Source organism: Chryseobacterium mulctrae, from assembly GCF_006175945.1.
GTDB classification, from domain to species: domain Bacteria; phylum Bacteroidota; class Bacteroidia; order Flavobacteriales; family Weeksellaceae; genus Chryseobacterium; species Chryseobacterium mulctrae.
Map to the genome: position 1 here is coordinate 4016181 of NZ_VAJL01000001.1, position 15479 is coordinate 4031659.

11 protein-coding genes and 1 tRNA gene are annotated in these 15479 nt (G+C 34.3%); 11 read left to right on the plus strand and 1 reads right to left on the minus strand.

Annotation, left to right across the window (positions count from 1 at the left end; genetic code table 11):
- Positions 1-10: 10 nt before the first annotated feature.
- From FDY99_RS18655 to FDY99_RS18695, 10 genes are all read left to right on the plus strand, one after another.
- Positions 11-367 carry a hypothetical protein gene (locus tag FDY99_RS18655; protein WP_028123307.1) on the plus strand — a complete coding sequence of 119 codons (357 nt, stop codon included), beginning with the start codon at positions 11-13 and terminating at the stop codon, positions 365-367.
- Positions 367-2358 carry a type IV secretion system DNA-binding domain-containing protein gene (locus tag FDY99_RS18660; RefSeq protein WP_139423242.1) on the plus strand — a complete coding sequence of 664 codons (1992 nt, stop codon included), beginning with the start codon at positions 367-369 and terminating at the stop codon, positions 2356-2358. The genes FDY99_RS18655 and FDY99_RS18660 overlap by 1 nt, the downstream gene beginning before the upstream one ends.
- A 1-nt stretch (position 2359) precedes the next feature.
- The gene (locus tag FDY99_RS18665) at positions 2360-3235 is read left to right on the plus strand and encodes a M23 family metallopeptidase (RefSeq protein WP_073335365.1); all 876 of its coding nucleotides are present in this window, start codon (positions 2360-2362) and stop codon (positions 3233-3235) included.
- Positions 3225-3935, plus strand: coding sequence for a hypothetical protein (locus FDY99_RS18670; RefSeq protein WP_139423243.1), 711 nt, complete (start codon positions 3225-3227; stop codon positions 3933-3935). The genes FDY99_RS18665 and FDY99_RS18670 overlap by 11 nt, the downstream gene beginning before the upstream one ends.
- A 5-nt stretch (positions 3936-3940) precedes the next feature.
- Positions 3941-4993 (plus strand): hypothetical protein, encoded by a 1053-nt coding sequence (locus tag FDY99_RS23430; RefSeq protein WP_228448848.1) that lies wholly within the window; start codon positions 3941-3943, stop codon positions 4991-4993.
- A 177-nt stretch (positions 4994-5170) separates the two neighbouring features.
- Positions 5171-5923 carry a hypothetical protein gene (locus FDY99_RS23435; protein WP_228448850.1) on the plus strand — a complete coding sequence of 251 codons (753 nt, stop codon included), beginning with the start codon at positions 5171-5173 and terminating at the stop codon, positions 5921-5923.
- A 79-nt stretch (positions 5924-6002) separates the two neighbouring features.
- Complete coding sequence (locus FDY99_RS18680; protein ID WP_139422781.1) at positions 6003-6683, plus strand: hypothetical protein; 681 nt, start codon at positions 6003-6005, stop codon at positions 6681-6683.
- Positions 6680-11911 (plus strand): Eco57I restriction-modification methylase domain-containing protein, encoded by a 5232-nt coding sequence (locus FDY99_RS18685; RefSeq protein ID WP_228448851.1) that lies wholly within the window; start codon positions 6680-6682, stop codon positions 11909-11911. The genes FDY99_RS18680 and FDY99_RS18685 overlap by 4 nt, the downstream gene beginning before the upstream one ends.
- Before the next feature lie 509 nt (positions 11912-12420).
- Entirely contained in the window at positions 12421-12642 is a 222-nt protein-coding gene (locus tag FDY99_RS18690) for a hypothetical protein (protein ID WP_028123493.1), read from the plus strand.
- 88 nt (positions 12643-12730) lie between these two features.
- Positions 12731-14305 carry a recombinase family protein gene (locus FDY99_RS18695; protein WP_139423244.1) on the plus strand — a complete coding sequence of 525 codons (1575 nt, stop codon included), beginning with the start codon at positions 12731-12733 and terminating at the stop codon, positions 14303-14305.
- Here the strand turns inward: FDY99_RS18695 and FDY99_RS18700 are convergent.
- A tRNA-Arg gene (locus FDY99_RS18700) sits at positions 14271-14344 on the minus strand. The genes FDY99_RS18695 and FDY99_RS18700 overlap by 35 nt on opposite strands.
- Before the next feature lie 58 nt (positions 14345-14402).
- Between FDY99_RS18700 and FDY99_RS18705 the strand changes: the two genes are divergently transcribed.
- The gene (locus FDY99_RS18705) at positions 14403-15449 is read left to right on the plus strand and encodes an ABC transporter substrate-binding protein (protein ID WP_139423245.1); all 1047 of its coding nucleotides are present in this window, start codon (positions 14403-14405) and stop codon (positions 15447-15449) included.
- Positions 15450-15479 lie beyond the last annotated feature (30 nt).

A 15479-nucleotide genomic window follows, 5' to 3' on the forward strand; every position in this document is an offset into this window, starting at 1 on the left:
TATTAAGACTATGGAAAATTTTACAGTTATGCTGTGTTTTGCACTGGTGATATTACTATTTACCTACCATTCTGTTGCTATAATTATTATTTATAAAAAACGAAAAGAATTTATCATTGCCTATAAAAGGGTGTTAAACCTTAAAGATTGGTGTGATAAAATATCTGAAGAGCCAGGTCACTCATACATTATCGAGAGTGTCGAAAAAAGAGGAAATGAATTAATAAATAAATTGAATCTGTTGAATGCCAAACTTGTTAAAATACAGGAACATCATAAAAATTTGCAGGAACGGCAACAGAAGCTACACGATAGTTTACTGGAAGAACACAAATTACTGAATCAATATTTCGAAAATTATTCTTAATGCAAGAGCAACAACACCAAATAAAGATCTATGGCTTTCTACAAAAAGCGGTGTACGCAGTCGTAGCACTCGATTGTGCTTCGCTTTTCTACCTTAATGCCAATGTTCCGGTAGTATCAAACTTGTTGAAAAATTTTTCAAAGTTGAGTTTTATCTACCCTCCTATCAATGCCAAATTTGCAACATTGATTCTGATTGGATTAGTGGCTGTCGGAACAAAAGCCAAGAAAAAGAAAGACCTTAATATTAGTAAAGAGATTATTGCTCCTATGATTTTGGGATTGCTGATGATTTTTTCTTCACTGGTTTGGCAGAATGAGGCAGGAAATGAAAAACTTCCAAGAGTGTTTCCCGGATTTAATCTCTATCAGGGAATCTATGCAGTTCTTTCTTTTTTAGGGGCAGTTATTCTTCAAATGGGTGCAGATAGTATTTCAAAACTGATGCAGCAGAAAATGGGAAAAGACCGATGGAATGTAGAGGAAGAATCCTTCGATCAAAACCAGAAGTTAGTGAACACTGATACTTCCATTAACATTCCTTATATCTTCAGATATAACAATAAGACATATAAAGGGTATATTAATATTGATCCTTTTAGAGGAACAATGGTCATCGGAACGCCGGGTTCAGGGAAGTCGTTTGGTGTCATCAATCCTGCCATAAGACAAATGATTGCAAAAGGTTTCTGTCTCTGCATCTACGATTTTAAATTCCCCGATCTAGCACAGATTGCATACTATCATTATTTATTGAAAAAAAGTAAGGAAGAAGACTACGATTATAATTTCCACGTCATCAACTTGAACGATGTCGAAAAATCAAAACGAGTAAATCCGTTTCATAAAAAGTACATTCAAACTTTGGCAGAAGCCCAGGAAATGGCAGAATCAATGGTGTCCTCTTTACAAAAAGGAGGTTCGAGTTCAGGAGGAGGCTCTGAAGCTTTCTTTACCCAATCTGCCATCAATTTTCTTTCGTCCTGCATTTATTTTTTTGCAACATTCGAAAACGGAAAATATTCTGATATGCCGCACATTCTTTCCTTTATGAACCGAAGTTACAAAGAAATTTTCGACACGCTTTTTACCAACGAAGAAATTTTCTCTTTGCTTTCACCTTTCAAAACGGCTTATGACAACAAAGCATTTGACCAATTGGAAGGACAAATCGGAACACTCAAAATTTTCCTTTCAAGATTGGCAACAAAAGAAAGTTTTTGGGTGTTTTCAGGAGATGAAGTGGAATTGAAGATAACCGACAGAGATAATCCTTCCATTATTATTCTGGCTTCAGACCCGGGAACACAGGATATTAATTCGGCCCTTTATTCCTCGGTGTTAAACAGTGCTTTAAGATTGATCAATTCCAAACACAATTTACCCGGAGGAATTATCGCAGACGAATTTCCGACGATCTATATTCATAAAATTGACAACATCGTAGCTACTGCAAGAAGTAATAAAATTGCTGTAATGCTTGGGCTTCAGGAAATTCCGCAACTCAGACAATTCTATAAAAAAGAAGTGGCAGACACCATTTCTGCCATTGTTGGAAATATCCTATCCGGTTCTGCCAGAGACAAAAATACATTGGATTGGCTGGAAAAACTTTTCGGAAAAATTAAACAAAAATCATACTCACAATCCATTTCGCAGCAAGGAACAACCACCAGTATCAATGAAAAGATGGACAATATGATTCCGGCAGGTAAAATAGCAGCCTTGAAAACCGGAGAAATGGTAGGAATGATCGCGCGGGGAGAAGAAAACGCTGCTGAGGAATATAAAACATCTGCAATTAGGGGCAAAATTAATTTGGATATGAAAGCCATTCAAGAGGAAGAAAGCAACTATGTGAAAATGCCCTCTTATTATTCTTTTGTGGATAAGAAAGGGGTTAACCGAAAGGAAGAAGTGTTGATGACCAATTTTAGAAAAATCAATAAAGAAGTGGAACTCATTGTGAATGAAAATATTAAAGCTGCATAAAATGAAAAAACTAAAATACACATTTACATTGATGGCGCTGTTTTACAGCTGCTTATGCTTTGCCCAATTCAATACGATTACACCAACAATACCGAAAAAATCTGAAAATCCAAAAGTATCAGATAAATCTAATATCGAAGAGCCGGTAAACCAAAAGAAGGCTAAGAAATCTTGGAAGCAAGTTTTAAATATCACCACAAAATCAGATTTAAAAAATGAAACCAAAGGTTCGACGAAGTGGTTAACGAGTCAAATAGATTCACTGAAAACACTGATTAAAGAGTATAACAGTGTAAAAGAAATACGAAAAAATGAGTTTGAAAAACTGAAAGATTCTTTGATGCTGCAAGCACAAAATAGAGTAGAAGAAACAAACCAAGCATCAAAAAAACAAAACTTTTTTACAACGTATGATTTTGTAGATGAACCGGCAGCATCTTTTTCAAAAATTGTAATGCCCCTTAAAAACAAAATTACCGTTACATCTCCCTTTGGAACAAGAACGCATCCTTTTTTCGGAACAAAAAAAATGCACAACGGGATTGACTTAAAAGCCAATTATGAAAATGTGTATGCTGTAATGGATGGAATTGTTACAGCAACAGGCTGGGATTCTAAAGGTGGGGGAAATTTCATAAAAGTAAAACATTTTAACCGTTTCGAAACTTCCTATCTGCATCTCTCAGAAATATATTATCGGGCAGGAGAACAAGTAAAAGCAGGCTTTATCATTGGGAAAAGCGGAAACTCAGGAAACTCTACAGGTCCACATCTGCATTTTTCGGTGAAAGAATTCGGACAAAGCATCAACCCTTCTCATTTTTTAAATGACATCATAAAAGTAAACAATTTAATAGCAAACCATTATGAACACTAATACTTTACCAACAGACGAACTAAAAAAATACGGAATTATTAATGAGGATAATTCTTTCTCTAAAAAGCTAAATATAGAGGATGTTCAGAAATTTCTGCAAGGATATACCATCGTTGCAGACCACGACAAAAACAGGGCAACTTTTCAGCTTACTGATAATAATACCCAACTGAAGGTCATCCATTTAGAACGAGACAAAAACCTACCGGAAATACTTAAAAACAGTAAGGACAGAGTTGAATATTCCGATATTCAAAAGGTCTCTAACAATCTGTTGCCGGAGTTTTCGAAGCTTGAGAAAAAAGCCTTCATTTTCGACAAAGAAACCAGCAAAGTTGTTGAGTTTGACTTCATCAAAAATGCTACGGAGCTTACTGCGATCATTGCTGATAAAAATGATACGGAAGAACTGAATCGTTATAAAGATGAATTGCTAAAACTGAAAAGTTATCTTTTGGATAAGATAGACCAGTATCCTGAAATAGCCAAAGAGATTACGAATGATCTCAGCATTGTTTCCAGAGAGATCAATACCGTAAACAGTATAGCGACCAACCACAAACAAATCTCCAAAGCAGACGATTCCGGCATTCAGCTGAATGTGAACGACCCGGATGTGTATCATGATGCCAATCAAAGAAGCGACGATGACCAGGAGCAAGATGAAGAACTGGAGAAATCAAGAAGGTTTAGAAGATAAATAAAATGGAAGATAATCTAACCTGGTTTGATAAGAATTTAGTTCCGAGAACGAAGGCTTATAAAAATTTTGCGAAGGAAATGGAAAACACTTCACCTGAACAGTTTTTTCGGGACGGAGAGAGGATATTTACTGATAAAGAGAAAAATTTTATGGCAATTCATCAATCTAAAGGAAAAGAATTTATTCAAGGTTCAAATTTTACATTGAAAACATTTTTCAATTCAAATCAGGATTTCCCTATTAAGGATAAATTTAATATTCCCGCTGAATTAGTCAGATTTATTGAAAAGCAGCAACTAGCCAATAAACAGTTGATTATGCAAAATAACAGGGAGTCTACTGAAATTACTATAAGTAACGAGTCCATAAAGCAGAAATTTCTCTCTGATCTCTGGGCTCAGGAATTGGAGAAAAAAACTGATTTAAGTTCCGGATTGACCTATACACAAATTGATGAAAAGCAAGCTTATCATTATCGAAATTATGAAGTTGAAGCTACAAAGTTATCATCAGAAGGAAGCCATCAAATTGAAATGACTGATCTGGAAGAAAATGCAGACTTTTTTTCAGATGAAGGCTGTGAAGAAAATTTAATCCCTGCATCTGACCTTCCGGATGGCTGGTTATGGCGCGACTACGATGATGGGAGCGGATCTCTGAAAAGCCCCGGTGGTTATAGTTACTACAGCTATGATCTGCAAACGCAGGAATATAGATTACCGTATGGCAGCAAAGAATGGACAGGTATGACAGATTTTTATAATGAACCAAAAACTTTGCACGACTTTAAAATATATGCGGAAGGAGACATAAAGGAAAAAGCAGTCAAAAATAATCTTTCTCCGAAGCTTTCTGTAGAAGAAAAAAACGATCTGCTCAATCACAAAAGTTTTAATAAAGAAAACAAATTCTTGCTGGAGAACTTACAGATTACATCAAACCAGAGAAAAGCTTTTTCAGAAAAAATAGAATTTGGAACAACAGATGGAGATTATTCGCTTATAAAGGAACAAATGGACAAAATCCCAAATGTTATTGATGGTCATACGTTGTGAAAAAATGACAAATACGAATTGGCTTTCGGCCTATTGGAAAAACAGCTATATGGGGAATTCTACGAATTATTGGATAGCGGTAAAATTCTAAAAAATTATCTGGATGAAGATAGTTTGCCAAAAACTCGAATATTAAAAATCAACGAAATAAAATTTAACAATCAAAACCCAAACATTATGGAAACACAAAAAGAATTCGATCAGGTACAATACCTAAAAGACCAAATGAAATACCTCGGTTTCGGAGAGGGTGAAAAGCTTCACAAAGATTTGGAAAAAGGAATTAAATCTACCAAACAAGAGTTTGAAATTAAAACCACTTCAGACAAAACTTTGCCCGAAAACAAAGTAGATTTTACCTTAAAATTCAACAAAACGGAAAGTGGTGGTGTTTTTCTCAATTCTTATAATGCAACGCTTAAAAATAAAAAAGATGAAAGCATGTCGCATGAATTTTATGTAAACAAGGAAAATACATTTACTGCAAAAGAAGCGGTCAATCTTTTGGAAGGTCGCACTGTGAAAATAGAGTTCACCAATCCAAAAACAGAGCAATTAGAACCTGCCTTTGTGAAGCTCAATTTTGACGAACCGAAAACTGAAAAAGGAAATTATAATTTCCAGAATTTTTACAAAAATTATGGTGTTGATACGGCTCAGATCGTAGAAAAATCCAAACTGATATTCGATAAGCCAGAATGGAAGGAAAGTACCATAAAATCTTTGGAAAAAGGAAATATCGTCAAGGTAAAATTTGAATTGGACGATAAAGTGGTAGAAGGCAAAGCGGTACTGAATCCGCAATACAAAAATCTGAATCTGTATGATTCCGATATGAACAGAATCAATACCAACAAGCCTTTAGAAGGTTTGGAACAAGACAACAAGCACGAAAAAAATAACGTGAAAGAACAAAGTATTAAACGATAGATAAGACGTACAACCAATCATTTATTTCCTAGCGGTAAGTCAAATTAATTAGGCTGCCGCTTTTTTAAACCCTATTTCTATGAAAAAGCTTTTAGTATTACCCATCCTGTTTTTTCTTTTTGTGATCAATTCTTGTCACAAAAAAATTAAATCGGACAAAGGCGGAATTGATGTTGTTTCGAATGTCTATTTCGATGCTTCCAAAAACCTGGACAAAATCCAGAGTTTTCATTTGTCAAGCCTTAATTATTCCGGAGACTCTATTATAGAAAGGATTCCGGATGTTGATGCTCCCGAAATAACCCAACAAATTTATTTCATTAAAGATTCATTGTGCTATACCATTGAAAATGAAAATCCCGGCAAAATTATCCTGTCAGACATCATAAAGAAACAAAAGCCCCTTACGGTTGAAAAGAAAAAAGGAGGGACATTGTTTTCTCAGGAAAAAATCCCCAATTACAGAAACAGAAAAAATCTGAGTGATACGGTTTTATTTAAGAAAAAATACAAACGATTTGAGATCAACTCACCTTGGATGTACACCCGGTTTTATATTTATCCAACGGATACGATTTTACCGTACTCTATTTACAAACATGCGGAAAAAGACTACAACGGAAGGCTTGAAAGGATTGATTCTTACAATAAAAAGACGGACATATTTGTAACACTCCAATTAATATCGAGAAAGAGTTGGGACAACCAAGCCAAAGAAATTTTTGAATTTAACCACTTCATAAAAAACAGAAAAAGGTGAAAGATGAAGATTTTTTTAATGAGATAAATGATGACATTTCTGTAGTTGAAGGAAATAAAAAGGAACTTATTGTTTTCACAAACAGTAAGGATATGCTTTCATTCTTGGAGCTTCTTCAATTGAACAAGAAAGTCAATAATAGAACACTGATAACCCTTAATTCAGGTTCAAATAGCAAAAAGTTCCTCAATAGATACCAGAATTATGATGGCAAAATGTTTCTATGTCTGAGCGGGGACAGAACAGGAAATGCAATAACTAGGAAAATTCTTACAGAATTTAATGGCAAAAATATCAAAGACGTTCGTCCGTTGTATGAAATTTCTGAAAATGGGAATCAAGACCTGACCGAATATTTAGAGAGTAAACTTAATCTTCAAGATAAAAATACTAATTTAGTTGAACCAAAAATTTCTGAAAATGAAAGCAATGCAATTGAATCCGGAAGAATATCCGATTCTCAGCAAGTGGGAAACGGAACACCTGAACACAACACTGGAGAACTTAGCCCTAAAATCCAATCCGAGCAAAACGGAAGTTACGGAAGCGGACAAGCAGTGGGCAGCAACAATGCTGGAAATGGACTTGCAGGCACAGAGCGGAGCAATTTGGGAAACCGGGACAGAGGAAGAGGATCCTATGACGACTCACAACAGAATAATGTTGGAGAGACTCAAGGACGTTCCGTGGGCGGAATCGTACCCGGGAGAACTGTATCCGATAGAAGAAGAACCGATGGAGGACTTTCCGAGGTAAGTGAGAATTCAACAAATAATGTAGAGTTAGATGCTCTTATTTCAAAATATAAAGGGCAAAAACTGAATAATGAACAAGTTGCAGAAGTGGTTTCCGCAGCTTGTTTTATTTCTGACGACCACAAAATCTTTTTAAAGGAAAATCTTAACATCACTGATGATTTAAAAGAAATCTGCAACCAATTCCAAAGTGGAGGAACCGCAAAAGAAGGACGAGGGATTTTAGATGAATATTATACGCAGGATAAAATTGTAGATTCGGTTCGTAATTTAATAAAAGACCATTTCAAAACTCAAAAAGAAATTTCGGTTTTAGAACCCAGTGTCGGAACAGGAAATTTCATTTATGCTACTCACGAATTATCTGTAAATTCTAAAATTACAGGATTTGAAATCAACGACATCACCGCAAAAATTGCAAAGATTCTGCATCCCGACGCTGACATCAATCTTCGTTCGTTTGAAACTGAATTTATTGATGACAGAGGTAATAAAAAAGACTCAAAAGATTTTTCAGAAAGATATGATTTGGTCATTGGTAATCCTCCCTATGGTGAACATCGGGGACTTTACAAAGGATTGGGAGAAGAACACAAAATTCCTAAATACGAAGATTACTTCGTTAAGCGGTCTTTGGATTCTTTAAAATCAGACGGCGTTTTAGCGATGGTACTGCCATCATCTTGGCTGAGCAGGCAAAAAAAATTGCAAAACGCCAATATTTTGGAAGGTTTTCGTTTGCCCAACGGAGCTTTTGCAGGAACACAGATCGGAACCGATATTATCATTCTAAGAAAAAATAATAAAAATATTTCAAAGGATATTTCCAATTATTTTGAAAATAATCCAACAAGAATTTTGGGAGAAACCCAAGAGAAAACTAACCGTTTTGGTCGATTAGAAAAATATATTCACGGTAATTTAGATGAAGCTTTATTTAAGATTGAACATTTTAAAAACAGGAAAGAAACCCAGCGGATCGGAAATCTGTTTGAAGATTTGTTTTTAGAGGAAGAAGCTAAAGTTGAAAATAAAGTTCCTGAATCTAAAAAAGGGATTGCAGAAATTGAAGATCCTGCGAGGATTGAAAACAAAAACAAAAATAAAAATGAACTCAATTTAACAGAAGCTCAAGAAAAAATTGACCAAGTACTTTCCAAACTCAATGACATTAAGTTTAAATCTCCCACAATTTCGACCGAAATTAGCAAGTATGAAAAACTGCGCGAAGATCTAATCACAAAGCCGACATCGTTTTCTGATGAAAAATTAAAAGAATTGATTGAAAAAAGTGATAGGATAATTTCTATTCACAATACGAGAGCCGAGAAGGAATATCAAGTTCAAACAAAACCGCAACTAAAGAAAGGTGTTTTAAAATATCAATTCTCGAAACAGGATCAAATTGTCAATACTTCCTTGCAAAATAGTTCTGATATTACCAAAGAAAAAATTGAAGCATTCAGGGATACGTCTTATGACGGCACATTAAATAATCGTGGAAATCATTATCAATTTGCTAACTTCATTGATGGAAACTGGGTTCACGATTTTTATTACACTGAAGGAAATATTTATGCGAAACTGGAACAATTGGAGCGGGATTTTTGCCGAAGTTCGGCTTCCAATTTTTTAATTAATGATAAAATTGGCGCCGGCACTGCCGGTCAATACGAAAAACAAAAGGCATTATTAGAAAATGTTCTACCAAAAGCGAAATCTTTAGATGAAATTTATATCAGTCCGAACCACGAGTTCGTACACAAATTTGAGTTAGGACAAATAAAAAAAGACCAATATAATCATATTACAAAACGTACCGAATCAGTCATTGTAGATTACAATCTTGCGGAAAAATTCAAAGATTTTGTCGGCACTTTGTCAAGTGAAGCCTTTGTAGGTTCTTCAGCTTGGGAAGTACGAAGTTTTGTAGATAACGAAACAGTTACAGGAAGCGATAAAGAAAGAAATGCGTTGGTCAGAGAAAGACGAAAAGCTGCTGCGAATGATTTGTTTTACAAGTTTATTCGGGAAGAACTTTCCGCTGATATTAGAAATCGCTTTGTAAAAGAATTCAACAGAAATTACAATAACATCCACGTTCCGGATTATTCTAAATTCCCATTATTTTCCAAAATTTATCTGCATTTCAAAGGTCAAGAATTGCGTTTGACCGAAGTTCAAAAAGCAGGAATCGGAAGACAAACCACAAAGGGAGTAGGGCTACTAGCACATGAGGTTGGTTTTGGAAAAACACTTTCAGGAATTCTTGCTATGCATGAGGCAATGGAGCGAGGAAATTGTACAAGACCTTTGATTGTGGTTCCTAATGACAGTATTTTAAAACAATGGGTGGAAACGATATTTGAAACGATTCCCAATGCTAAAGTCAATGTTTTAGGGAATCTGGGGAAAGATTATGACCTTTCAAAATTTGATAATAAAGACGGAGAAATTACCATTGTTACTTATGAGGGTTTCAATAATATTGGATTTTCATCAGAAATAACCCAAGAACTTTCGTCAAAATTCAGTTACATCTCTGCAAGCGAAATGAAAGGCGTTACCAATACGGAAAGAGAACTCCAAATTGAACTTCAGAAAGAAGAGGAGATCGAGGGAAAAATGAAGCGTGGTAAAATCTATGACTGGGAAGATTTTGGATTCGACCATTTGACTTACGACGAAGTTCACAATGCCAATCATATTGTAGGAAAGGTAAAAATTGAAGACCGAAGATTTACTTCCGATTTCAGAAGTCAAAACCAACAGACTTCCAAATTGGGAATTAATACATGGATGGCAGCTCAGCACATTCAAGATAAAAATGATGGCAGAAATGTAACACTACTTTCCGCAACACCCTTTACCAACAAGCCTTTGGAATATTATTCCATTCTTTCATTGATAGCAAATAAAAGATTAGAAGAATCGGGATATTTCAACGTCAATACATTCTTCGAGACCTTTATGGAAGCGGATAATGATATGGAAATTGACGCAAAAGGTGATGTGAAGTTTAAAGCCAATGTTCGGAGATTTAAAAACAATTCGCTGTTTCAGCAATTACTTTCGGAATTCATTGATATAAAAGGAGAGGAGGATAACCCTGGATTGATCCGTCCGAATAAAATTAACAAAGAGTATAAAATTGAGCAGAATGATCTGACAAGAGAACAATATGACTTGCTCAATGAAAATTTCAGTGAGACTGAAAAGGGAGCAATTCTAACGCATATTCTCAATGCCCGCTTAATTGCAATTTCGCCATATCTATCACCATATTATGATGGTGAAGAACCTTCTGTAAAAGAATTTATAGAAAATTCTCCGAAGCTGAAACAGACGATGGATTTAATTTATCAGAACAAAAAAGATCTTCCCGAATCCGGACAAATCATTTATTCTGAATTAGCTGTTGCTCAATTTCCAAAACTGAAAGAATATCTCATTACAGAAATTGGTTACAAACCCGAAGAAATCGGAATTATTACCGGAGCTACCAGTAAAAATCAAAGAATTGCTGTTCAAAATGATTTTAATGAAGGAAAAATAAAAGTGGTTATTGGTAGTGAAGCCATTCAGGAAGGAATGAACCTTCAGGAGAATACAACGGATGTATATATGCTTACTTTACCCTACAATTTCACGTCTTTGCGACAGGTCGAAGGACGAGCGTGGAGGCAAGGAAATAAAAACGAAAATGTGAGAATCAATTTTATGTTGACCAATGACAGTATTGATGTTTTTATGCTTCAAAAACTGCAATCCAAACAGGCAAGATATTTAGAAGCGATGAAAAAAGGAGCCGATGTTTTGGATATTTCGGATATCAGTACACAAGAGCTTAAAACGTCTATCATTACAAATCCCGAAACCAGAGCCAATATTGAAATCGAATTGATGAAAAAAATGATTGAAAGTGAGAAAAATAAACATTTGGCCGATAGTGCTTTTGTTTTGAGAAAGTATGAAGACTTCTTGAAAGTGAAGGAACTGGTGAACAAAGCTGAGCATTCATATAATAGAATTGAAGGCTATTCAAAAAGTGGCGATGGAAATTCTGAATATTGGGCAACCCAATTGCCATCTTATCAAAAAACAATCGATCTGCATAAAACTCAAGTTCAAGAAGTGATTGAAAATCTCGCTGCAAAAGGGGTTAATGTTGCCGAAATTGCGAAGCAAACTAAAGCTACTGAAGAGAAGATTTCTGAAATGGATAAAAAGTTGGAAGAACTACCCGAAACGAAAGAGAATCTAATAGCAAAATATAAAATTGAAAAACAGAATAATTCCAACAACTCAAAGACTGACTTCAAATCAGAACGAGCAGCCGAAAACAAAATGATTTTCAAATTAGATCATGAAGCTTCAATTATATCTTCTAAACCTGAGAATTTATTAAATTATTTAGATATAATGAGAGAAGGCGAAAATTATGAAAATTCATATTTAGGTAAAAGGCGATAAAAGTTAACTAAGTTTTTAGTAATTTTTGAGTTGTCCTGTGATTAGCTAATATAGTTAGGGCTAACCAAAAATGATTACTTGCCGAGCAGATTTTACTTGCAAAGACTTCTATGATGAGGTTCATTTTGTCCACTACAAAAGATTAGAAAACACGTTGTTTTCTAATCTTTTTGGAATTAAGATGTTATCAGCTTGTAGAACACTTTCTCCTAGCCTTAGATGCAGCTATCTTAAAAGATTAAAATAAATACCTAGTTACAACACAATTCGTTCACTATTTAATCCAACCAAATACTTTTTAGCCCAAAATCAGTGTTTATCTATTTTTAATAATCCAGATTACTCTTGAATAGCCTGCTGCACCAAATCCATATAGTTTTATTCAAAAATATTATAGATTTTTATTGAATAATAGCACCGACAATTCTATTTCTTAAACTAATAAATCATCAGTGATAGTAGTAAGTTGAAATTGAGTTTTAAAAGATTTCATGTAGTAAAGATTAACAATGGCTAAAAGGGAAATAATAAAATATCCGATTACTGAAAGCTCAAATAAATTTGAGTTGGAGTCGGTTATGAAATTTCAGGAATTGCCATTAAATGTAGCTATAAAAATGCTAAAGGATTCAGGCACTATCGTTTCAGATGACGAGGCTGCTGAAATTTTATTATTTTTTCATACACTGGTTAAAATTACTATCAAGGAGTTTTTATCACCTGAAGATTAATTCGTACTTTAGTGATTACAAAGTATTTAAATCTTACATTATTCTATTCTTGTAAAGATTCTCTTATTCCACTTTTAAATAAAAAATTATGAAAGTTGCTGATTTATATATTCGCGTGTCAACTGACGAACAAGCAGATAAAGGGTATTCACAACGTGATCAGGAAGAGCGTTTACGCAAACATTGTTCTTCTCTGAACATAACGATTGATAAAATTATTTATGAAGATCATTCTGCCAAAACTTTTGAGAGGCCTGAATGGAAAAAATACCTTTTTAGTATTAGAAAAGGAAGAGGTTCTAGACAAAACAAATTCTTATTTTTCACAAAATGGGATCGATTTAGCCGTAATACCAGTGAGGCTTATCAGATGATATCCAACCTTAATAAATTGTGTATTACGCCTCAGGCTATTGAACAACCATTAGATTTACGTGTACCCGAAAATAAACTTTTGTTAGCAATATATTTATCAACGCCTGAGGTGGAAAATGACAGGAGGGCATTGAATGTGACGTATGGGATGAGAAGAGCGATTAAAGAGGGTAGAATGATGGGTATCGCTCCATATGGCTATATTAACAGATGTACACAGGACGGCCGTAAGTATGTAGCGGTTAAAGAACCTGAAGCAACAAACATGATATGGGCCTTTAAGCAGGTGGCGAAAGGACATCTACCTACAGCAGTTATTTTAAAAGAAATGAACAGGAGAGAAGGCAGAAAGCTGACAAAAAATTCATTTATGGATGGTTTGAGAAATATAGCGTACTGCGGAAAATTATTTCTAAAGGCATATAACGATGAGGAGGAAAAAATTGTTGAAGGAAAACATGAAGCACTGATCTCTGAAGAACTTTTCATGAAAGTTCAAAGGGTTCTTCATCGTAAGAGTAATAAGGATGCTTTCTTACCAGCAGGAAGGATAATAAATGAAGAACGTTATCCTTTGAGGGGATTACTATTATGCCCACAATGCAATAAAACTCTTACTGCCAGTAGTGCTAAGGGAAGAAGCAAGCATTACTATTATTACCATTGTACAACCTCATGTGGTTTCAGGCATAATTCTGAAATAGTTAATGATCTTTTTGTCGAAGAATTATCAAAATTTAGATTCAGCATCGGTGCTGAGAAAATATTGAAAACAATTTTAGAACAGAACTTTTCAATAGTTTCAAATGGTCTAAATGATGAGAGAAAGGTTTTGCAAAATAAACTTAATGCTATTGAAGGAAGAATTGACAAAGCAAGAGATATGTATCTTGAAGATAAATTGGATGAAGAAGATTTTAAGAGAATTAAAATGAAGTATAAAGTGGAAATTGAAGATATCAACTTTAAATTAAATTCATTAAAAAATTCTGGTCATACTGATGATATTGAGAAGAAGATGACTCAAGCATTAAATGCCATTGTCAACATCTCTGAAAGATATAATAACGCAAGTACAATTGACAAGCGCGCAATTGTTGGTTTGATATATCCTGAAAAGTTAACTTTCGACGGTGAGTATTTTCAAACCACAAAAATCAACAGTCTTGCTGGTAATATCGCCTTGATTAACAGAGAGTTAGGAAATAAAAAAAACCGACAAAGAAGTGAAAAAACTTCAAATGTCGGTCTTGTGAACTCGACAGGATTCAAACCTGTAACCTTCTGAGCCGTAATCAGATGCGCTATTCAGTTGCGCCACGAGTCCTAATTTCCTTATCGTTTAAAGGTTTGCAAATATAATACTTTTTTAGTTTCTTTGAAAGATGAAAGCAAATTTTTTACTGATAATCGCGTTTTTATTTCTAACCAACTGTAAAAGAGAACAAAAAATATCGTCTTCAGATTGGGAAGTAATCTCCGAAAGACTGCAATTTAAAGATGATGGCGGGAAATTAGACTTAAAATCGGGAAATTTTACTTATAATTTTGAAAAAAATAAAGTTCCTTTTCGTAAAATTATACTTTTGAATGCAAGTTTGATGGGTTTTGTTTCTGAACTGGAAGCCGAAAATTTGGTAATCGGAATTGCAAGTCCGGAATATATTTATTCAGAAAAAATTGATCAATTATTAAAATCAGGAAAAATTCAAAACGTCGGGAACGAACAGAAATATGATGTAGAAAAAATAATTTCGATGAAACCGGATGCTATTTTTACCAATTATATTGCAAGTTTTGATAATACCTACCAACTTTTGAAAAACAATAATATTCAGGTGATTTTTTTAGATGAATATATGGAGCAAAGCCCGATGGTAAAGACTTCTTATATTAAATTATTCGGAAAGCTTTTAGGAAAAGAAAAAGAGGCTGAAGAGAAATTTAATCAAATTCAGAACGGTTATAATGATTTAAAAGCATTAGCTTCAAAAGCAACTTTAAAACCCAATGTTTTGGCGAATGAAATGTATGGCGATATTTGGTATATGCCTGGTGGAAAAACCTTTACAGCTAATTATGTCGCTGATGCAAATGCTAATTATATTTTAAAAGATAATACAGAAGAAAAAGCTGTAACGATGAGCTTTGAAGAAGTTTTTGCTAAGTCTAAAAATATTCAGTTTTGGGTAAATGCGGGAAATCATTTATCTAAAAAAGATATGCTCAATATCAATCCTTTTTATGGGAAACTGGAAGTATTTAATAAAGGGAAAATCTATGGAATTTCAGGAAAAGAAAAACAGAAAGCCAATGATTTTTTTGAAAGTGGAGTGGTGCACTCAGATTTGGTTCTAAAAGATTATATCAAAATATTCCATCCTGAACTTTTACCGGATTATCACCTGACTTACATGAACGAATTGCAGTAAGTTCTTATAAATATTTACATTTTCAGCTTT